This is a genomic window from Pseudoalteromonas sp. THAF3 (genome assembly GCF_009363775.1).
Taxonomy (GTDB): Bacteria; Pseudomonadota; Gammaproteobacteria; order Enterobacterales; family Alteromonadaceae; genus Pseudoalteromonas; species Pseudoalteromonas ruthenica.
On record NZ_CP045418.1, the window covers coordinates 1,249,225 to 1,269,215 of the forward strand.

Consider the following 19,991-nt stretch of genomic DNA (forward strand, 5'->3'; position numbering starts at 1 on the left):
TGTTAGTTAATGTGGCGTTATGCCGCCGATTCCACTTCAGTAATAGAGTTCTCTAAAATGCCTAACAGTTTCTCCGTTCCCGCAGGAAGCTCGTCTTGAACAGCACGAACATTGACAGACAGGCTGTAGGTACGCTCAATTTTCGATGAGCTTGAGCTCGACTTCTTGTACGAGTAGCTGGCGCTGAGTTTAGCCGATACTGGACCCCAGCCTGCTTTCACCGAGAGCTTACTATTGAGCTCATGAGAGGAGGAAGTACTGGACTCCTGCACTGAGTTTATCTTTGCGTTAAAAGCAATAGTGGTCTCTTCAACGCGAATAAATGGAATGGGTAACATGGTTAAGATGGGTACGGTAAGGTCGAATTTCTTCGGCTCTGTGCCGGTCACATTACCATCTCCATCTCGGGTTTCTACGGCCTTCATATAACTGAAGGTGATCATGGTGGGTTCATTGCTGTCAGCGTCAAAGCCGACAGATTTTATAAAATCTACCGAGGTCTGAGCCGATTGCGCTTGAGCGCGCACCACAGCATCAAGGGGGCCGCCAATCATAGATTTAAAATCAATACTCGATAGTTCGTCGCCAATAGCCATACAAATTCTCCTTTTTTTACGGCGCGGTTGAGGCTCGAGTTACACTGCCTACTCGAGATAGGTGTGTATAAAAAACACACAAGATTTATAGTGTATAAAAGGCAAGAGTGATAGTTGATTTGTTAACTTTATTTTTACCTTTGTCCCTGTTATTTTCTAAGTTGTTCTTTTTAAGGGACTAAAGTGAAGGGGCAGTTGAAATGGTCAGAGCAGTGCGTTTGTGTGCAATGGGGCCAATTGATCAATCAGCCCCAGCTTTTGCTATTTACGCGTGTTATTTTGTTTACAGGTATTCAAGAAGTGGCGATAGACAGGGTTATCTTTCATCTCTTTTTTCATGGCCAAGTACATGGGGCGATTAAGACCCAATGCACCAAGGGGAATCGATTTTATTAACCCTTGCGCTTCATAGGGGGTAACAAGCCAATCAGGTAGCGCAGCAACACCCATGCCGGCGCTCACTAATTGGAAAATAAGCAAGCCTTGATCCACGCTTTTCAAGGTGCCATCAAAACGCGCATTTTGGATAAAGTGTTTGAAAATATCTTGGCGCTCGCGAGGAATAGGGTAGGAGATAATGGTTTCGTCTTTTAAATCCAGCGCCGTGACATAAGCTTTATTAGCCAGCTCATGGTCGGGGGCAACGATCAGCTTGAGCTTAAAATCGAATAAATGCACGTACTCTAGGCGCTCTGGGTCACGTATATCCGAGGTTAATACCAGATCTAAATCGCCCTCAAGCAGCTCAGGGATAGCGTCGTAACTAAAACCACGTTCGTAGTCCACATGAATGTCGGGCCAAAAGTTATTAAATTCTTTAATTGTCGGTAATAACCAGTGAAAACAGGCGTGGCACTCGACGCTCAAGCGTAATTGCGAGATTGGCTGATTTAAGCTCTCTTTCAAACGGCATTTCGCCGCTTCAACTTTTGGTAGTACATCATGCGCAAGCTCTAATAGCAGCATGCCTTGTGGAGTAAATCGCACCGGATGGGTTTTACGCTCAAACAATTGGCAATCGAGTTTGTTTTCTAAGTCTTTGATTTGATGAGAAAGTGCAGATTGAGTTAAAAACAGCTCACGTGCGGTATTCACTAAAGAGCCGGTCTCTTTCAAGGTGGAAATAGTCTTGAGGTGTTTTATATCTATCATCTTTAGTAAATCTCATAAAAATTGTGAGCGGTGCTCAACGTGAATACAGTTTACTGCATCATAATAGACATTTCAAAGTCTAGACGTCCATAATTGATGTATAAAATGTAAACGTAAAGCTAACCATAGATAAATTCCACTATAACAACAAAAATGACAGCGGTGTCATCTAATTTGGCATTTACTTATAATTTTTAGCTATGAATAAAATTCACATTAATGCTGAGAAAGCTGCGTTTGCACAGTGGGGGAGAGGAATCTAATGTTTAGCCATCTATATAGCTAAACGGAGTTTTTGTTATGGCATTAATACATAATCTTGGTTTCCCTCGAATCGGCAAGCAGCGGGCGCTTAAGTTTGCCCTTGAGGCATACTGGGCGGGCACCATCGATCAGTCCACATTGCGAGCAAAATTGGGCTTTGCGGGCACAGGCTGGTGTTGAGTTGCTCCCCGTTGGTGATTTTGCATGGTATGACCATGTGCTTGCTACCACGGTGATGGTCGGAGCCGTGCCAGCGCGTCATCACAGCTCTGATAGCAACCCCCTCGATACCTTATTTCGTATTGCTCGTGGGCGAGCGCCTTCGGGATGTGCCTGTGCCGCCAGTGAAATGACCAAATGGTTCGATACCAACTATCATTATATTGTGCCCGAGCTCAGCGCCGAGCAGCGCTTTTCGCTGACTGATTCAGAGTTATTTACCCATGTCAGTGAAGCACAGCAACTAGGCCATACACCAAAGCCCGTGCTTATCGGCCCGGTGACCTATTTATATTTAGCCAAATGCGCCGATGAACCTTTTGACAAACTTGCGCTATTGCCTCAGTTACTTGAGGTGTATCAGCAGATATTGGACAAACTTGCGGCGCAACAGGTTCAGTGGGTGCAAATTGATGAGCCCATTCTCGCCCTAGAATTGGATAGTGCTTATCGCCAAGCCTTGAAAGACAGTTTTACGAGTTTATCTGGCCACGGGGTGAAGCTGCTATTGGCCACTTACTTTGATGATGTCAGCCATCATCTTGATGATATTCAAGATTACGCCATCGACGGAGTACATTTTGATTGGCTGGCGAGCACGGTGGATATACAGGCTTTAGATAAGGCCGTAGGCAATGAGCGAGTGTTGTCCTTAGGGGTTGTTAATGGACGTAACGTTTGGCGTGCGGATTTATCCTCGTTGCATGCACAATTACATCCTATTGCTGAGCAGCGGGGCGAGATGCTGTGGATAGCCCCTTCATGTTCATTGCTTCACACTCCGGTAGATTTACAGCAGGAGCAGCAGCTCGACAGTGAACTAAAAAGCTGGTTGGCTTTTGCAACACAAAAGTGTCAAGAGCTGCAACTGTTACGTCATGCACTGCATAGCAGCGACACCACTGCTATTGATCGCTACAGTGCTGCGGTTCAGGCTCGGCAGAGCTCAACGCGAGTGAATAACAAGAGGGTGCAACAAAGCGTTGCGGCGCTCAGTGCGCAAGACGCACAGCGACAAAGTGCGTTTTCTAAGCGGGCGAAGACCCAGCGTCAAGCCTTGCAACTGCCACTATTACCGACCACCACTATCGGCTCTTTTCCGCAGACCCAAGCTATTCGCCAAGCGCGGCGGGATTTTAAAAATGGTACTTTAGACTCCCAGGCGTATCACACGCAAATGGAAGCTGAAATTCGCTACGTCATCGAAGAGCAACAAGCGCTTGGTTTGGACGTGCTGGTGCATGGCGAAGCTGAGCGTAACGATATGGTCGAGTATTTTGGTGAACTGCTTGAGGGCGTATCCTTTACTCAGTTTGGCTGGGTGCAAAGCTACGGCTCGCGCTGTGTGAAGCCACCGATCATTTGGGGTGATGTGGCCCGTTCGCAACCAATGACTGTGCATTGGAGCCGCTATGCGCAGTCACTTACAAAAAAACCGGTGAAGGGCATGTTAACTGGGCCGGTGACGATTCTATCTTGGTCTTTTGTGCGTGATGACTTAGACAACCCCACTATCGCCAAGCAAATCGCGGTAGCGCTGCGTGACGAGGTTGAGGATTTGCAAAATGCGGGCATTGGCATTATTCAAATTGATGAGCCTGCTTTTCGTGAGCACATGCCGTTAAAAACAAGTCATTGGCAAGATTACTTGGATTGGGCGACTTATGCATTTCGCGTCGCTGCCAGCGGTGCCGAGGATAAAACTCAGATTCATACCCACATGTGTTACAGCGAATTCAATGACATTATTGGCGCTATTGCTGATATGGATGCCGATGTCATCACCATTGAAACGTCCCGTTCTCATTTGGAGTTACTGAACGCCTTTGAACACTTTGATTATCCCAATGAAATAGGGCCGGGTGTGTATGATATTCACACTCCTAATGTGCCCGATGTTGCGTCGATAAAGACCTTAGTTCACAAAGCTGCACAGAAAATACCTGTCGAGCGATTATGGGTTAACCCTGACTGCGGTTTGAAAACGCGACAATGGCAAGAAACCCGAGCCGCGCTTTATAACATGGTAGAGGCCGCAAAGGAGTTACGACAAGAGCTGAACTAAATTAAGCTCACTGTAGCGGGGTGGGCCCAGGCCCCCCCGCTCAGCCTAGGTATTACCCCGCAGATTGCTTTACTTTCCCTTGTATCCCCCCTAAGATCACACAAATTTTTCAGTGGATAAGAGCAATGACAAGTACCCCGCAACGTATTACCCTCACTCGTCCTGACGATTGGCACATTCACCTACGCGATGGTGAACAGCTAAAAGATACCGTGCGTGATGCGAGCCGCTATATTGGCCGCGCGATTATTATGCCTAACCTAGTGCCACCTGCGACCTGTACTGAGACGGCATTAGCCTATCGTGAACGGATCATGGCGGCAGGTCCTAGCGCGCAATTTGAACCATTAATGGTACTTTATCTCACTGATAACACCACGCCTGAAGAAATTCGCAAAGCGAAAGCCAGCGGTAAAATTGTCGCGGCTAAATTGTATCCTGCTGGCGCGACCACCAACTCGGCTTCAGGGGTGACGGATGTTGAAAACATCTATCCTGTGCTTGAGGCAATGCAAGAGGTCGGCATGCTGCTTTTGGTGCATGGTGAGGTGACCGACTCCAGCATCGATATTTTTGACCGTGAAAAAGTGTTTATCGAAACCAAACTGAAAAAAGTGGTCTCTGATTTCCCTGAGTTGAAAGTGGTGCTCGAGCACATTACTACCCGCGATGCCGTGGAGTTTGTGCGCTCAGCATCAACCAATGTGGCAGCAACGATTACGGCTCACCACCTACTATATAACCGTAATCATATGTTGGCTGGTGGAATTCGCCCGCATTACTACTGTTTACCGATTCTTAAGCGTAATACCCATCAACAAGCCTTGATTGAAGCGGCCACCAGTGGCAGCGCGAAATTCTTTATGGGCACCGATTCGGCCCCGCATTTAAAAGATAAAAAAGAAGCATCCTGTGGCTGCGCCGGCGCCTATACCGCCCATGCATCATTGGAGCTTTATGCAGAAGCGTTTGAGCAAGCCGATGCGATGGATAAACTAGAAGGCTTTGCCAGTCATTTTGGTCCTGACTTTTACGGCCTTGCGCGTAACAGCGATACTATTACGTTGGTGCGTGAACCCTGGCAAGTGCCTGAAAGTTATCCACTTGCCGATGATAAAGTGATCCCTATCTGCGCCGGTGAAACACTTAACTGGCAGGTTAAGGACTAAGAGTTTAGAGCCCGGTTTGATACCGGGCTTTTTATTGGCTATCCGGGCAAGCAATGTCAGCTGCGCTGTTACTTTGATCTGCGTCAATAGCCGCTTCGCTGAGAGGGCTCTGCGGACAATTGTCCTTATGAATTATGGTGGCTTTGACTAAGCTCTGGCGCTAAAATTAAGCATGTTTTCGTGCTTAGCGCTACAACGAACAGGTGAAATTTACCATGCACTTACCTACAGTGGACTATCAGTCGCCCAACGCTCCTGCTGAATTTGTCGAGTCTCTTCGCAATACCGGCTTTGGGGTATTGACGAACCATCCGATCCCGCAGTCTTTAGTGGAATCAATTTATGAAAATTGGCAGGCTTTTTTCAACTCTGAGCAAAAGCACGAGTTTTTATATGATAAGACTACGCAAGACGGATACTTTCCACCGGAAGTAAGTGAAGTAGCCAAAGGCTTTAATGTTAAAGACATTAAAGAGTATTACCACGTTTATCCTAAAGGTCGTGTTCCAGCACAATTAGAAGAGCAAATTCGTGAGTATTACCGACTTGCTAATGAGTTTGCTAGCGAGCTACTGAGCTGGGTGCAGGCGCACGCACCAGAAGAAGTGCAAAAACGTTTTTCCATTGATCTTAAAGACATGATCAAGGACTCTGAGCAAACCTTACTACGTATACTTCATTATCCGCCAATGACCGGTGACGAAGAGCCGGGTGCTATTCGCGCGGCGGCGCATGGCGATATTAACCTATTAACGGTTTTACCTGCAGCGAACGAGCCTGGCTTACAGGTGCAAACTAAAGAGGGTGGTTGGTTAGATGTGCCAAGTGACTTCGGTAATCTGATCATCAACATTGGTGATATGCTGCAAGAAGCATCAGGTGATTACTTCCCTTCGACCATTCACCGCGTTATTAACCCGACGGGGAAAGCGTCAACGAAATCACGTATTTCACTGCCACTGTTTTTGCATCCGCGCCCGGATGTGGTGCTCTCCGAACGCTATACAGCAGATAGCTACTTACAAGAGCGTTTACGAGAGCTTGGTGTAAAGTAATGAAAAAAGCCCGCATTAGCGGGCTTTTTCGTTATAGGGTGTTTAACAAAGCGCGGGTAGCGAGGCCGATGGCCAATGTTAAGGTGACACTTAATAAGGTGCCCAGCATCACGTATTCGGTCAGGTGCTTTTCTTTGCTATTGGTCAAATCGCCAAAGCGAAACACCGATTTAGCCGCTAACACAAAACCGACACCAGCGAGTTCATCAATCAGTACAAAGGTGAGCATCAGCACGCGCTCAAGTACGCCAATACTATGGCCCGCCTGTGGCAGCTGTTGCTCATTATGGCTACAAGGTAGCTGCCAGCGTTCCAATAACATGCGAATAGCCACGGAGCAGGGGTTTAAAACCAAGGCATAGGCAAGCAGCGTTACCCATAATGATTGTCTACTCAGCCCCTGACTCGCCCATTGTGTGAGGGTATCTGCATCACTGAGCCACAGGCACAGCGAAATGATCACCATTATGTGTGCGAGCTGATCAACCACAAAGGGTATAATACCGCCTCGAGTATAGGACTTTCCTACATCAATGAGCCAATGGCTGAGCATAATACTCAACGTAGCCAGCAACACGCCCGGCCACTCACACAAGCCGTAAATGTGCTCCCACGCAATAAGCACGGTGGCCGATAACACGCCGTGAACTAACACATGCAGTGCTAATTTGCTTGATTTATAGTGGTAAGTGTTGCGATTGTGCACCCAGTGCATTGGTTGCAAATAAAAATCGGCAATAAAGTGCGCTAATAATAGCGCCAATAGAAGTGCTATTTGCTCATCCATAAGCATGTTCCTTTGCGGCTACGGCTATAAATTCATCAACGAGGTGGTAGTTGCCAGCGTTAAGTAGCTTGGTGGCGTTTTCTCTTGAAGTTTCAAGCTCTTTGGCTATGGTTGCATGGTCATTATTACGTAACCAATGGTACAAATACAAGGCTTGTGCTTGTTTGGCACTGGTGTGACTGATCAGGTTATCTATAAAGCGAATATTCAATACAAAACTTGGGCTCATGTCTATTTGGTGTAGACTAAGACGTAGACGCATATTTTTTATATTATCTAAGCCCGTCCCCGAGAGGAGTAGCGCTGGACCGGTGGCGGTTTTTATGTCTTTGCGGTAGTTATCTATAGGGCCCCATGCCTCACTAATGCGTGCGTCCAGAACTTGGGCACGTAAAAACAACCGCAGCATAATGCTGGCTAGCAAAGGGGTGGGGCTTTGGCTAAGAATACATTGGAAGGCATCACCGCGATAAATGCTAAAGTCGCCATCGAAGCGTTCACAGATAGCGCGTAGCCCTTGCTCTAGGCTATATAATGCATTGTCATAGTCGTCACTGCTTAGCTTACGAGAGTCGACGAGATCACCGCTTAACACAGTGTAATAAGAAGGTGTTTGGGGCATAAAGGAACTCTCAATGGTTACATTCTGTTAAGTAACTAATTAAAGTTACATGTACTTAGGTAACTCAATATAGTTACATAAACCCGTTGATGCAAGGAAACACACGCAAGTCGAGCGGTAAGTCAGATGGCAGGAATTATTTATTCTATTATTCTCGATTGATGGAACTAATGAATTCATATATGCTGATGTCTTAGCTATCCTGCTAGAATTAAGAAAAGACCAATAAAAACAAAGTAGTAACCTAGTGAATAGAATTAATTAGGGAAAATTTAAAAAAATTAATGACAACGCTGTCATTAATTGTGTAACATAATTTCAACATGGGTTGAGGAAGAGCATACGCGCTACAAAAACGATAAAGCGTATTTGCGAATACATTAACAAGGTTAGAGGTCGTACAATGATGGCGAAGAGTGCGAGTCAAGAGCAATTATTTATAGGCATAGATGGTGGGGGAACCAAATGCCGGGCGACCATTTACTCTGCCCAACGGGGAGTACTAGGTACCGGCTTGGGCGGCCCTGCAAATCCATTACATGGTCTTGAACGCACTTTAGAGTCGATTATGGTATCTACTCAGCAAGCGATGCGTGATGCAGGCCTACGCCTTGAGAGCGTGCATCAGTTAGTGGCTGGTTTAGGCTTGGCAGGGGTTAACCTACCCAGTCTATTTGAGAAAATCAGTGAATGGGAACACCCATTTCAAAAAATGTATTTGACCACCGACCTGCATACTGCCTGTATCGGCGCACATGAAGGCGGTGACGGGGCAGTGATTATTACTGGTACTGGCTCTTGTGGCTTTGCCTGTGTTAAAGGTCATAGTGTGAATTATGGCGGCCATGGATTTGCTCAAGGCGATAAAGGCAGCGGTGCATGGCTGGGTCTTGAAGCACTCAAGGCGGTGTTATTAGATTTGGACGGATTAGGTCCGCAAACTCGCCTGAGTGAGATGTTTAAATTACATTTTAATGCCAGCTCAGCAATGGGAGTCGCAGAGCAAATGGCGGGTCAACCCTCAAGCAGCTACGCCAAACTCGCACGTATGGTCATAGAGGCGGCTCATGATGGTGATATGGTCGCGCTCACCATAGTCAAAGACGGTGCGCGCTACATCAGTAATTTGGCTAAACGATTATTAGAAATTCACCCTCCACGTTTATCTATGATTGGCGGCTTGTCTGAACCCATGCAAAAATGGTTAGATCCTGATATAGCTAAACGTGTTGAAGTGCCTCGTCAGCCACCCGAGATGGGCGCTGTTTATTTTGCCCAAAATGCGCTGTTAGAAGAAGAACAAAAGGTCGCAATTAAATGAGTCAAAGTTTCCATGCTGAACGCCTATTTGACGGGCAGTGTTTTCATAACGATGTTTATTTTCAAAGTGTTAACGGTAAAGTGCAATTTATTGATGCACCCACCAGCGACCCTGTCACCGAACTTTCTGGGCTCGTAGTCCCCGGCTTTATCGATGTACAAGTAAACGGTGGTGGCGGCGCATTTTTTAATGCTGAACAAAGTGTTGACTGCTTAGCGCAAATAGCGAGAGCACATGGTCAGTTTGGCTCAACGGCCAATATGCCGACCTTAATCACAGACGACATCGCGATTATGCGTCGTGCCGCTGACGCAGTGGCTGAAGCGGTGGCAAAAAATACTCCAGGTATTTTAGGAGTCCATTTTGAAGGACCGCATCTCAGTTTGCCAAAAAAAGGCACGCACAGCGAGCAGTTTATTCGTCCCATTAGCGATGAAGAGTTTGCGATTTACGAGCGCGATGACCTTGGTATTAAAATGGTTACCTTGGCGCCAGAAAATGTTAGCGCAGCGGATATTAAGCGTTTAGTTGCCATGGGTGTAAAGGTCTCATTGGGCCACACCAATGCCGACTATGAAACCACGATGTCAGCGCTAGACGCCGGCGCTGATGGCTTCACCCACCTATTTAATGCTATGTCTGCCTTTACCTCACGTGAACCCGGGGTTGTCGGTGCGGCGTTATGGCATGACAGTAGTTGGTGCGGGTTAATTGTCGACGGTCATCACTTGCACCCGGATTCGGCGAAGTTGGCAATTCGTACCAAGCAGCGCGGCAAGATAATGCTTGTTACCGATGCAATGCCTCCAGTGGGCACTGATGCCGAAGAGTTTGATTTTTTCGATGGCCGTAAAGTCTATCGCACCGGCGACCGGTTGAATTCCAGTACGGGCGAATTAGCTGGCAGTGTGTTGGATATGGCCAGTGCTGTGCGCAACACCGTAAATACATTGGATATCAGCTTAGCCGAGAGCCTGCGTATGGCATCGCTCTATCCGGCGCAATACTTGGGCTTAGCACAGTGCAAAGGTCGCCTCTTAAATGGTTTCGATGCTGATTTTGTGGCGCTGGATGAGCACCAACATGTGCAGGCCACCTACATAGGCGGCGTACGCCTTAGCCGCTAAGCACAGTGAACCCCTTATAAAACAGGCCGTCATGGAAGAGGTACGCATGGATACAGTGATGTAACAGTGCGCAGAAACTAACAGCGAGAAACTATGACAACACCTGATACCGGCAAAAAAAAACAACGCTTAGCCTCGTTAGATGCGCTGCGCGGTATGGACATGTTTTGGATTTTAGGCGGGCAATCTATTTTTGCCGCATTGTTCGTATTAACAGGTTGGCAAGGGTGGAAGGCGTTTGAAGCGCATACAGTGCATTCGCAATGGCACGGTTTCACCTTTTACGACCTTATTTTCCCGCTATTTATCTTTCTCTCTGGTGTGGCCATGGGGCTTTCCCCGAAGCGGATTGATCACCTGCCGCTGGCCGAACGCAAGCCTTTTTATAACAAAGCAGTAAAACGCCTGTTACTACTTAGTGCCTTAGGAGTGCTCTATAATCACGGCTGGGGCACAGGAATGCCAATGGCATTTGACGAAATTCGCTATGCCAGTGTGCTTGGGCGTATTGCTATTGCCTGGTTTATCGCGGCGATGCTGGTATGGCATACCTCGTTGCGCACTCAAGCAATTGTCGCTGTGGCAATTTTGTTAGGCTACTGGCTTTGGTTGACGGTGTTGCCGGTACCCGGCGGCCACGGCTCGCCGCTGAGTCCTGAGGGCAGTTGGAATGCCTGGGTTGATCAACACCTATTACCTGGTATTACCTACCAAAACCGGCCTCTTGACCCAGAAGGTTTACTGTCAAATATTCCTGCAGCCGCCAACGCTATTTTAGGTGTCTTTGCCGGGCAATTAATTGCTCAAGGTGCCACTCAAGGCCAATGGCGAGTGGCGGCGCAGCTGTTTGCTGCGGGGTTAGTCAGCTTAGCGCTAGGTTGGGGATGGGACAGTGTCTTTCCAGTGAATAAAGAATTGTGGACCAGTTCGTTTGTACTCGTTACTGTCGGCTGGAGTGCAATTTTATTGGCGGTGTTCTATGGCGTGGTTGATATTCTGGGCCAACGTAAAGCCGCTTATCCGTTTGTAATTATCGGCGCTAATTCAATTATTATTTACCTCGCTTCAAGCTTAGTGAACTGGGGCTACATCGCCAATAGTGTGTTTGGTGGGGTCGTGCGCTCTGTCAGTGAGCCATGGCAACCTCTATTTGCTGTCGTCGCCTTGTTAACAGTACAGCTGCTTGTCCTACACTGGATGTATAAACGTAAAATCTTTGTCAGTGTTTAACCCTGTTGATGCTTAATAAATAACTAAAAAAGTGACATTTTTTGCTCACTTTTACTTTACAAATTAGGTTTTATAACCAATAATGACAGCGTTGTCATAATGGTGTAAACCTAATTACAGTATCCCGATTAGGTTCTGACCTATGACCAAGTTCAGATTGCACGGAACGCTTGGTCATAGGTCCCATTTTTATCAACTATAACAACGAGCTAAACATGCAAATCGTGATTCTTAAAGATGCTACAGAGGTAGCCCGTTACGGCGCTGACCTATTTGTAGCCCAGCTAAAAAAGCAACCCGCTTCCACGCTCGGCCTGGCGACAGGCTCAACGCCAGTGGCGCTGTATCAAAATTTGATCAAAAAAAATCAACAGGGTGATATCAGCTTTTCACAAGTTACTAGCTTTAATCTAGATGAATACTTAGGCTTAGACGGCTCTCATCCGCAGAGCTACCGCTTTTTTATGAATGAGCAGTTGTTCGACCACATTGATATTGCCAAAGAGCGTACCCATGTACCGCCGGGCGATGCCCAAGACCCTATTGCTGCATGTCAGGAATATGAAGCGCGCATTCTCGCAGCCGGTGGCATCGATATTCAGTTACTTGGAATAGGGCGCAATGGCCATATAGGCTTTAATGAACCCTCGTCAGGGTTAACATCGCGAACCCGTGTTAAGACCCTAACGAAGGCAACGATCGATGATAATGCTCGCTTTTTCAGCGAGGATGAATATCAGCCGCACTTATCCATTACCATGGGCATTGGTACCATACTTGATGCCAAAAAAGTGGTGTTATTGGCAACTGGTGAAAATAAAGCGGCAGCCATCAAAGCCACGGTAGAAGGGCCGCTAACTGCCTCTTGCCCAGCTTCGGCACTGCAGATGCATCGCGATGCCGTTATCGTTATTGATGAAGCCGCAGCCAGTGAGCTTGCCGACGTTGATTTCTACAAGCATATAGAGGCCGAAAATCAGAAGTTATTGGCGCGCCTAGCGGCTAAGTAATATCACGCTAAATACCATTAAAGCCCAGCTCGGGCTTTTTTTTGTATCTGTGTTAGCAGCGTTTATTAATGAGAACAGGCACAACCCCTTGATGGGTAATGTAACGATAAAAGAAGCGATGTCACTATCACCCGCATTACTGTGATTTTACTGAACTGTGATAATGTAGAACCATGTTGTCCTGAATTACCGCAAAACCATGCTGCAATACACCCAGTTGCCATTGGATAGGCACTCAAGCGAGCGTAAAGACCCTAACTGGCTGTTAAATAAACGCCCGCTGGGGCGTTATGTATTAATAAATACAGATCGAAATCTGTTCAGTATTGATAATCAAACCCCACTGTTTTTGAGCTATGAGCAAGTAAAAGACTTCGCCCCCGATAACGCGATTTATTTAGGTGAGCATCAATGCCAGCATTATTTTGCTCTTGATGTGAGTGAAACATTGCCTAACGACTGTGCTTTCGCCGAAGGTGAATTTGTCGATATCCGCCGTTATGGCTCGATAGTTGAGCCTGGCGCTGCTGCAATACTGGTACTCGCGCGAGGGCTGTGCCATTGGCACAAGACCCACCGCTTTTGTGGCCGTTGCGGCAATGAAAATATTCAAGCGGAGGCCGGTCATGCCCGAAAATGCATCAACCGCGACTGTCGTCACCTTACTTTTCCACGTACCGATCCGGCCGTTATTATGTTGGTGCATCATATGTTCAATGATGGTATCGAACGCTGTTTATTAGGTCGTCAAGCAAGCTGGCCTGAGGGCGTCTATTCCACCTTAGCTGGATTTGTCGACCCAGGGGAAACACTCGAAGCAGCTGTTGCCAGAGAAGTGATGGAAGAGGCGGGAATAGTCGTGCAATCGCCACGCTATATTGCCTCACAGCCATGGCCTTTTCCAAGCTCGCTGATGTTAGGCTATATGGCACAGGCAAGCTCAACAGATATCTTTATTGACCAAGACGAGCTCAGCGACGCACGTTGGTTCTCTAGAGACGAGCTAAAGCATTTTGGCACTTGGGGAGATGCGGGCACTGACTACAAACTTCCCCGCTGCGATTCTATTTCACGGTATCTTATTGATACTTGGGTTGCACAGAATGAGGAAAACAAATGAAAAAACAAACACAGTTGATAAGCTCTGGGCGAGATAAAAAGTTCACTCAAGGGGTTGTTAACCCTGTGGTACAGCGCGCCTCTACCGTGGTTTTTGATTCCGTTGCTGAGTTTAAAGACGCAGCTAAAAATCGCGGAAACCATGCATTATTTTACGGTCGTCGCGGCACCACAACACACTTTGCGCTACAACAAGCGATTGCTCAGCTAGAAGGCGGAGCCGGCTGTGCCCTTTATCCGTCGGGCGCTGCTGCCATCAGTAATAGCCTGCTATCTTTTGTCAAAGCCGGCGATCACATTCTGATGATGGATAATGCCTATGAACCTACCCGGGATTTTTGCGACAAAGTGCTGGCAGGGTTAGGGGTGACAACCACCTATTATGACCCGCAAATTGGCGCCGATATTAGTACGCTTTTCCAGGAAAATACTAAGGTGCTATTTATGGAATCTCCCGGCTCAATCACCATGGAAATCCAAGATGTGCCCGCCATGGTGGCCGAGGCTAAGGCTCACAATATTATGACCATGCTGGATAACACTTACGGCAATGGTATGCATTTTCGACCCTTAGAGCATGGTGTTGATATTAGTATTCAGGCGGCCACCAAATACATAGTAGGTCACAGTGATGTGATGATGGGAGTCAGTGTTGCCAATGAGCAGCATTGGCCGGTGCTGCGTGAGCAGTCATACCTTTTGGGGCAATGTTGCAGTGCCGACGATGCATATTTGGCCTTGCGAGGGCTACGCACCATGGCTGTGAGGTTACAGCAACATGAGCGCAGCGCATTGCAAGTAGCAAAGTGGCTACAGTCGCACCCGTTAGTGGATCATGTTCGTCACCCTGCGCTGGAAAGTTGTCCGGGCCATGCGTTTTTCAAACGCGATTTTGACGGCAGTAATGGGTTATTCTCCATTGTAATGAAAGAGGGCACACAACAAGCCCTTGATGCCTTAGTTGAATCATTACACCATTTTAAAATGGGCTTCTCTTGGGGTGGCTTTGAGAGTCTAATTACCACCAACCTGAGCATGAAGGCTTTGCGCAGTGAAACGTCATGGCAGTATGGCCCGGTAGTGCGTTTGCATATCGGTTTAGAGGACGTCGATGACTTAATTGCCGACCTCAGCCAAGGGCTTGATGTGTACGCCAATGCTTTAGCCAAGAAGTAGCATCAGACACATCTTTTTACAAGCGCTCATACTTTTGAGCGCTTTTTTCATTTATAGTAGCTACAAATAACGACAAATCAGGATATCAGGATGGATCCAAGGCGTATCTTCGAGCTGGTTAAATTTGAACTGGCGCGACACTTTCTTACCAAAAAGGCGTGGTTGGCGCTGCTTGCTTTTGCCTTAGTGTGGTTGATGATTTATCGCTACGGTATTTCTCAAGCTGTATCGGTGCTTTCAGACCCTAACTTTGAACAGTTTATGCTTGCCGCTTTTGGCAACCTCGGGTTACAGAGTTTATTGCACTGGCCTGATGCGGAAATGGCCGTATATTGGCTGATTGCCTTAGTCACCTTTCCTCTTTTCATTATTTATTTAACCAGTGATCAATTTGTTAGCGACAAAGAACGCGGCACGCTGCGGTTCATCGCTTTACGCGCCACTCGCGCTGAAATTCTATTAGGGCGCTATTTCGGTCATTGCTTAAGCGCCGCTGCGTTGCTGGCGATTAGCATTATCGGCACGCTGATCCTCATTGCCTTTCGCGATACCAGTGCACTGGTCCCTGCTTTGGCACGCGCGCTGCAATTTGAACTCCTCCTGTTGGTTAACCTAATGCCGTTTATTGCCTTGATGACGTTATTGAATACCATAGCGCGCTCATCACGTATGGCGCTTATTTACGTTATTTTATTGTACACCATAGGGTTAATGGTACTGGCTATTCTACAAGGCCAGTTAGGACTGCCGATGTGGTTGGATTACCTTATTCCCGGTGAGCCGCTAGATAATATCGCCACCGTTCGGCCCAGCCCTGTCACCGACATAGCTTGGCCATTGTTGCAAAGTGGCCTGTTGTTAGCGCTAAGTTTTTATAAGTTGCAGCGGAGTAGTCTATGAGCCAGTTAATTTTAGCACGCGGCGTTAGCCACTATTTCGGCAGCAAAAAAGCGCTCGATAATGTTGATATTGAATTACAACCTGGAAAGCCCATTGCATTAGTCGGCCCCAATGGCGCAGGTAAAACCACGCTGTTTAGCCTTATCTGCGGCTATTTGCAACCCAGTGAAGGCGAGATTAAGGTATTGGGACATCGTCCCGGCAGCGCCGCATTGTTCGGTCAGTTAAGTGCTTTACCACAAGACGCGCTACTGGACCCCAACTTTAGTGTTGCCCAGCAATTGGCTTTATATGCACGCCTGCAAGGTTTTAGTCAGCGCCAAGCAAAAATAGAAACACAGCGGGTGTTGGAACTGGTCAACCTCAAAGACACCGCAGACAGTCGCGCTAAAGAGCTTTCTCATGGCATGAAAAAGCGCATTTGTATCGCCCAAGCGCTGCTTGGTTCGCCGAAGTTGGTGATGCTTGATGAAGCAACGGCTGGTTTAGACCCCGCCAATGCCAGGGCTATTCGAGAGTTGGTCAGTGCGCTCAGTACCGAGACGACCTTTGTATTGAGCTCGCACGACTTATCGGAGCTGGAGCGGCTCTGCGACCGCGTTTTATACTTGCAGCAAGGGCGCTTGGCAACCCATCAATTGGACTCGCAAACCGAGCAGTTGGCGTATCTAACTCTGCAACTACGTGAGCAAAACGATCATGTTGCAGCGGCGTTAAAGGCGCTTCCTCACGTAGTGAGCGTTGATAATAGTCAGCGTAATGAATTTGTTATTGGTTACAGCAGCGAGGGCCTCAGTGAGGCAATGGATATCGCCTTGCTAACGCTGTGCCATAAACAACAGTGGCGTTATCGCGCCTTGATAAACGGTCACACCCTAGAAAATCAATTATTCGCAACAGGAGCATAGCAATGGGATTACTTAGTGGATTAATTGGCAATGCCAGTGAAGTAGATGAAGGGGAGTTAGACTCTTTACTTGAAGAGATACTTGCTCCAGGTGAGAACCTAGAAAAAGCGTATAAAGTGATCCGCGACTTATTCTTGTTCACTAACAAACGTCTGATCTTAGTAGACAAACAAGGTGTAACAGGGTCGAAGATGGAGGTGCTCAGTATTCCATTTAGTAAAATCACTAAGTTCAGTAAGGAAAGTGCTGGCCACTTTGATATGGATGCTGAACTGAAAATTTGGATAGGCTCTGATCCGAGTCCGTTGTGTAAGAACTTTAAAGCGGGTGACAACATTAACGAAGTGTATCGGATCCTATCTCGCTACGTTTTGTAAAAAACTGTACCTATATCTAACAAAAACTAACATTTATTTAAAACAATCAAGTGCTTAGTTAAGTTATAATTCATTTCAACAGCGCTAGAGTGGCGCTGTTTTAAAAAACTAGATATAGGGAAATCTATTTATGAAAAAACTATCCGTCGCCATCGCGTCTGTACTTTTCTCCGGTGCTGCCTTCGCACAGTCTTATCAATCAATCAGCAACCTTGAATACCTCAATGTAGAAAGTGAGGACAATGTTGCCGTAGATTCGATTTACTACTTCGCACCAAAGCAGGTGTTGGGCCCGCTTGATCAGTTTGAGTATATTAACAAAGAGTCAAACATCTTTGGTCGTATCTCAGACAATGATTATGCGACTGGCTACAACGTAGGCGGTGAATACTTCGCGGATCAATTCCTAGTAGGCGCGTCTTACAGCGTTGTTGACCCAGATGACTTCGACAGTGCTGATCAATACACACTAAGCCTTGGTTACCTAGTTAGCGACAACTTCTTGTTGAAAGCTGAGCGCGTAGACCCAGAGCACGGTGATGAAACTTACTTCTTCTCTGGCCGTTACGATCACGCTTTAAACAGCACTGATTACATCGGTTTTGAAGTGCGTATTGATGACGAGTTCGACCACCGTGAGCTTAACGGTAAGTACTTCAAAGACCTTAAGCAAGGTAACTACTTAACTGTTGAAGCACAGTACATTAACCGTGACGATGCGGACAACTACTGGCAGCTAGGTTCTAACTACTACTTCAACAAAATGACGTCAGTATTCGTTAATTTCGACGATGAAGACTTCTATAACTTTGGTGCGAAATACTTCATCGACACCAACTTCGCAGTATCTGCTGGTTACGGCAGCAACTGGGATGAGTCAAGCTATGATCAGTGGTTCCTAAAAGCAACTGCACAGTTCTAAGCGTTGAACTAATTAATAAAAAAAGCCCAGCATATGCTGGGCTTTTTTGTCGCTAATGGTTAATAACGCTTACCAACCACATTGACGACCCTTGTTTTGCTCATCTAGGTAAGCTTGCAATGGTGCAAAATAATCAAGGATAGCGGTTGCATCCATTTGCTCTTTACCTGTTACTTTTGCGAGCGCTTGTTGCCATGGCTGCGACGAGCCCATTTCTAACATCTCGTTGAGTCGCTGCCCAGCTTCTTTTGAGTTATAGATGGAGCAACGGTGAATGGCGGCGTCATTGCCGGCAATCTCACACAGGCTACGATGGAAGTCGAACTGTAAAATATGGGCTAGGAAATAGCGAGTATAAGGCGTGTTTCCAGGCACGTGGTACTTGGCCCCCGGATCAAAGTCTGACTCAGAACGAGCGATGGGAGCGCTGATCCCTTGATACTTCTTGCGCAACTGCCACCAAGCTTGGTTGTACTGCTCAGGGGTAATTTCGCCAGAAAACACCTGCCAACGCCACTGATCAACTAATAAACCAAATGGGATAAAAGCCACTTTATCTAATGCCATGCGCATGAGTAAGCCAATGTCTTTAGATTCATCAGGGACTTCATCTAATAGGCCAATCTCTTTTAAATACTCAGGAGTGACCGACAGCGCAATCGTATCGCCAATGGCTTCGTGGAATCCATCGTTGGCACTTTCTTGATAGTACAGGGGTTGCTGGTTGTAAGCGCGTTGGTAGAAGTTGTGCCCTAATTCATGGTGAATGGTGGCAAATTCTTCGCCGGTGCGCTGAATACACATCTTAATGCGTAAATCATCTTTACTATCGAGGTTCCACGCCGATGCATGACATTGCACATCGCGATCCTGAGGTTTGGTAAATAAAGAGCGCTCATAGAAAGTATCAGGTAGCGGTGCAAAGCCCATGGAGGTGAAAAACTTTTCCGCACCGCGCACCATCTCTAGCTCATCATAGTCATGCTGCGCTAGTAGCTCGGTTACATCATAGCCAGGATCGGCATTTTCAGGCGCAACCAAGTCGTAGATATTACCCCATTGTTGTGCCCACATATTACCGAGTAAGTGCGCTGGAATGGTGCCATCTTCAGGTAATTTATCTTCGCCATACTGCTCACCTAGTTTGGCGCGCACATGACAGTGCAGGGAGTCATATAAAGGCTTAACTTGGCCCCATAGGCGGTCAAGTTCAGTGGCAAATTCATCGGCGGGCATATCGTACTTACTGCGCCACATTGCGCCCGTATCGGCATAGCCAAGCTCTTGCGCGCCTTCATTCGTTAACGTGACTTGCTGTTCGTATAAAGGGCGCATCGGCTTAGAAATTTGTCGCCACCCTTGCCATAGATCTAACAACTCATTGTAGTCGCGACTCGATGCCATGGTTGCGGTCATCTCACCGAGACTTAAACATTGGCCATCATCTTTACAATACTCGCCTTTGCCATACAGACCATCAAGCTCAGCGACAATGTTGGCCAGCTTTTCGGTTTTTGCTGCATCTTGTGGTGCCGGTAGCGTCAGTGCCAGTTTCAGTTTATCGAGCTTGCGACGGCTATCAGCGTCTAACTCCAGATCATCAAAACGGGCAGCCTCATTGGCTAAACGCACGATGGTTTCGGTTACTTCTTGGTTCGCGGCCGCTGCGAGCTGTGCCGTATCATGAGTAATAAAATTGGCGTAAATCCACGCGGCACGGCTACTTTTCTCATACAGCTTGGCTAACTGCTGTTCAGTGTTTGCTAAAAACGCTTTGGCATCAGTTGCCGTGAGTTTGTTGCTGCTCATTTTTGTTTCTGCAGCGCTCTCAGTGGGCTGAGTTGTGGTTGTGTCATTGCAGCCACTTAACCCTAAGGTTACCGAGACCAAAACCGCACTCAGGCTCAGTTTAAATGGAAGACGTGTCATTATTTTTCCTCTAATTGTTATCGGCGATGGTGGGCATCGCTAA

17 protein-coding genes and 1 pseudogene are annotated in these 19,991 nt (G+C 47.1%); 13 read left to right on the top strand and 5 right to left on the bottom strand.

What is annotated here, in order from left to right; genetic code table 11:
* Window positions 1-17: 17 nt before the first annotated feature.
* A complete protein-coding gene (locus tag FIU82_RS05715) occupies window positions 18-596 on the bottom strand; it encodes a DUF2589 domain-containing protein (RefSeq protein WP_022945880.1) in 579 nt (192 codons plus the stop codon).
* Window positions 597-857: 261 nt separating this feature from the next.
* Window positions 858-1,748: a LysR family transcriptional regulator gene (locus FIU82_RS05720; protein WP_045978077.1), complete on the bottom strand. Its 891-nt coding sequence runs from the start codon at window positions 1,746-1,748 to the stop codon at window positions 858-860.
* A 300-nt stretch (window positions 1,749-2,048) separates the two neighbouring features.
* Between FIU82_RS05720 and metE the strand changes: the two are divergent.
* From metE to FIU82_RS05735, 3 genes and pseudogenes are all read left to right on the top strand, one after another.
* Window positions 2,049-4,296, top strand: a pseudogene (metE, locus tag FIU82_RS05725) (5-methyltetrahydropteroyltriglutamate--homocysteine S-methyltransferase).
* A 125-nt stretch (window positions 4,297-4,421) separates the two neighbouring features.
* On the top strand, window positions 4,422-5,465 hold the full coding sequence (gene pyrC / locus FIU82_RS05730; protein ID WP_022945883.1) for a dihydroorotase: 1,044 nt from the start codon (window positions 4,422-4,424) through the stop codon (window positions 5,463-5,465).
* A 215-nt stretch (window positions 5,466-5,680) separates the two neighbouring features.
* On the top strand, window positions 5,681-6,520 hold the full coding sequence (locus tag FIU82_RS05735) for an isopenicillin N synthase family oxygenase (RefSeq protein WP_045978074.1): 840 nt from the start codon (window positions 5,681-5,683) through the stop codon (window positions 6,518-6,520).
* A gap of 31 nt (window positions 6,521-6,551) precedes the next feature.
* On the opposite strand, the gene FIU82_RS05740 is transcribed toward FIU82_RS05735, so the two are convergent.
* The gene (locus tag FIU82_RS05740) at window positions 6,552-7,307 is read right to left on the bottom strand and encodes a DUF3307 domain-containing protein (RefSeq protein WP_152440551.1); all 756 of its coding nucleotides are present in this window, start codon (window positions 7,305-7,307) and stop codon (window positions 6,552-6,554) included.
* Entirely contained in the window at window positions 7,300-7,929 is a 630-nt protein-coding gene (locus FIU82_RS05745; protein WP_152440552.1) for a hypothetical protein, read from the bottom strand. Before FIU82_RS05745 ends, FIU82_RS05740 begins: the two co-directional genes overlap by 8 nt.
* Before the next feature lie 403 nt (window positions 7,930-8,332).
* Here FIU82_RS05745 and nagK point away from each other — a divergent pair, with 403 nt between their 5' ends.
* From nagK to FIU82_RS05795, 10 genes are all read left to right on the top strand, one after another.
* Window positions 8,333-9,250: an N-acetylglucosamine kinase gene (nagK, locus tag FIU82_RS05750; protein ID WP_152440553.1), complete on the top strand. Its 918-nt coding sequence runs from the start codon at window positions 8,333-8,335 to the stop codon at window positions 9,248-9,250.
* The gene (nagA, locus tag FIU82_RS05755) at window positions 9,247-10,377 is read left to right on the top strand and encodes an N-acetylglucosamine-6-phosphate deacetylase (RefSeq protein ID WP_152440554.1); all 1,131 of its coding nucleotides are present in this window, start codon (window positions 9,247-9,249) and stop codon (window positions 10,375-10,377) included. Before nagK ends, nagA begins: the two co-directional genes overlap by 4 nt.
* A gap of 93 nt (window positions 10,378-10,470) precedes the next feature.
* Window positions 10,471-11,607: a transmembrane glucosamine N-acetyltransferase NagX gene (nagX, locus tag FIU82_RS05760; RefSeq protein ID WP_152440555.1), complete on the top strand. Its 1,137-nt coding sequence runs from the start codon at window positions 10,471-10,473 to the stop codon at window positions 11,605-11,607.
* 215 nt (window positions 11,608-11,822) lie between these two features.
* The gene (nagB, locus tag FIU82_RS05765; protein ID WP_152440556.1) at window positions 11,823-12,617 is read left to right on the top strand and encodes a glucosamine-6-phosphate deaminase; all 795 of its coding nucleotides are present in this window, start codon (window positions 11,823-11,825) and stop codon (window positions 12,615-12,617) included.
* 199 nt (window positions 12,618-12,816) lie between these two features.
* Window positions 12,817-13,737 carry an NAD(+) diphosphatase gene (gene nudC / locus FIU82_RS05770; RefSeq protein ID WP_152440557.1) on the top strand — a complete coding sequence of 307 codons (921 nt, stop codon included), beginning with the start codon at window positions 12,817-12,819 and terminating at the stop codon, window positions 13,735-13,737.
* Window positions 13,734-14,912, top strand: coding sequence for a cystathionine beta-lyase (locus FIU82_RS05775; protein WP_152440558.1), 1,179 nt, complete (start codon window positions 13,734-13,736; stop codon window positions 14,910-14,912). Before nudC ends, FIU82_RS05775 begins: the two co-directional genes overlap by 4 nt.
* A gap of 90 nt (window positions 14,913-15,002) precedes the next feature.
* Window positions 15,003-15,812 carry an ABC transporter permease gene (locus tag FIU82_RS05780; protein ID WP_022945087.1) on the top strand — a complete coding sequence of 270 codons (810 nt, stop codon included), beginning with the start codon at window positions 15,003-15,005 and terminating at the stop codon, window positions 15,810-15,812.
* On the top strand, window positions 15,809-16,720 hold the full coding sequence (locus FIU82_RS05785) for an ABC transporter ATP-binding protein (RefSeq protein WP_022945088.1): 912 nt from the start codon (window positions 15,809-15,811) through the stop codon (window positions 16,718-16,720). Before FIU82_RS05780 ends, FIU82_RS05785 begins: the two co-directional genes overlap by 4 nt.
* Before the next feature lie 2 nt (window positions 16,721-16,722).
* Entirely contained in the window at window positions 16,723-17,097 is a 375-nt protein-coding gene (locus tag FIU82_RS05790; protein WP_022945089.1) for a PH domain-containing protein, read from the top strand.
* 130 nt (window positions 17,098-17,227) lie between these two features.
* Window positions 17,228-18,019 carry a putative porin gene (locus FIU82_RS05795; RefSeq protein ID WP_022945090.1) on the top strand — a complete coding sequence of 264 codons (792 nt, stop codon included), beginning with the start codon at window positions 17,228-17,230 and terminating at the stop codon, window positions 18,017-18,019.
* 69 nt (window positions 18,020-18,088) lie between these two features.
* Here the strand turns inward: FIU82_RS05795 and FIU82_RS05800 are convergent, their stop codons facing one another.
* On the bottom strand, window positions 18,089-19,948 hold the full coding sequence (locus tag FIU82_RS05800) for a M2 family metallopeptidase (RefSeq protein ID WP_053911560.1): 1,860 nt from the start codon (window positions 19,946-19,948) through the stop codon (window positions 18,089-18,091).
* Window positions 19,949-19,991 lie beyond the last annotated feature (43 nt).

What these genes read in the sequence shown, in the direction of transcription:
- FIU82_RS05715 (WP_022945880.1), bottom strand. Translation starts at nt 596, where the DNA reads ATGGCTATTGGCGACGAACTATCGAGTATTGATTTTAAATCTATGATT.
- FIU82_RS05745 (WP_152440552.1), bottom strand. Translation starts at nt 7,929, where the DNA reads ATGCCCCAAACACCTTCTTATTACACTGTGTTAAGCGGTGATCTCGTC.
- FIU82_RS05785 (WP_022945088.1), top strand. Translation starts at nt 15,809, where the DNA reads ATGAGCCAGTTAATTTTAGCACGCGGCGTTAGCCACTATTTCGGCAGC.
- FIU82_RS05740 (WP_152440551.1), bottom strand. Translation starts at nt 7,307, where the DNA reads ATGGATGAGCAAATAGCACTTCTATTGGCGCTATTATTAGCGCACTTT.
- FIU82_RS05780 (WP_022945087.1), top strand. Translation starts at nt 15,003, where the DNA reads ATGGATCCAAGGCGTATCTTCGAGCTGGTTAAATTTGAACTGGCGCGA.
- nudC (WP_152440557.1), top strand. Translation starts at nt 12,817, where the DNA reads ATGCTGCAATACACCCAGTTGCCATTGGATAGGCACTCAAGCGAGCGT.
- FIU82_RS05790 (WP_022945089.1), top strand. Translation starts at nt 16,723, where the DNA reads ATGGGATTACTTAGTGGATTAATTGGCAATGCCAGTGAAGTAGATGAA.
- FIU82_RS05735 (WP_045978074.1), top strand. Translation starts at nt 5,681, where the DNA reads ATGCACTTACCTACAGTGGACTATCAGTCGCCCAACGCTCCTGCTGAA.
- FIU82_RS05800 (WP_053911560.1), bottom strand. Translation starts at nt 19,948, where the DNA reads ATGACACGTCTTCCATTTAAACTGAGCCTGAGTGCGGTTTTGGTCTCG.
- nagB (WP_152440556.1), top strand. Translation starts at nt 11,823, where the DNA reads ATGCAAATCGTGATTCTTAAAGATGCTACAGAGGTAGCCCGTTACGGC.
- nagK (WP_152440553.1), top strand. Translation starts at nt 8,333, where the DNA reads ATGATGGCGAAGAGTGCGAGTCAAGAGCAATTATTTATAGGCATAGAT.
- FIU82_RS05795 (WP_022945090.1), top strand. Translation starts at nt 17,228, where the DNA reads ATGAAAAAACTATCCGTCGCCATCGCGTCTGTACTTTTCTCCGGTGCT.
- nagX (WP_152440555.1), top strand. Translation starts at nt 10,471, where the DNA reads ATGACAACACCTGATACCGGCAAAAAAAAACAACGCTTAGCCTCGTTA.
- nagA (WP_152440554.1), top strand. Translation starts at nt 9,247, where the DNA reads ATGAGTCAAAGTTTCCATGCTGAACGCCTATTTGACGGGCAGTGTTTT.
- pyrC (WP_022945883.1), top strand. Translation starts at nt 4,422, where the DNA reads ATGACAAGTACCCCGCAACGTATTACCCTCACTCGTCCTGACGATTGG.
- FIU82_RS05775 (WP_152440558.1), top strand. Translation starts at nt 13,734, where the DNA reads ATGAAAAAACAAACACAGTTGATAAGCTCTGGGCGAGATAAAAAGTTC.
- FIU82_RS05720 (WP_045978077.1), bottom strand. Translation starts at nt 1,748, where the DNA reads ATGATAGATATAAAACACCTCAAGACTATTTCCACCTTGAAAGAGACC.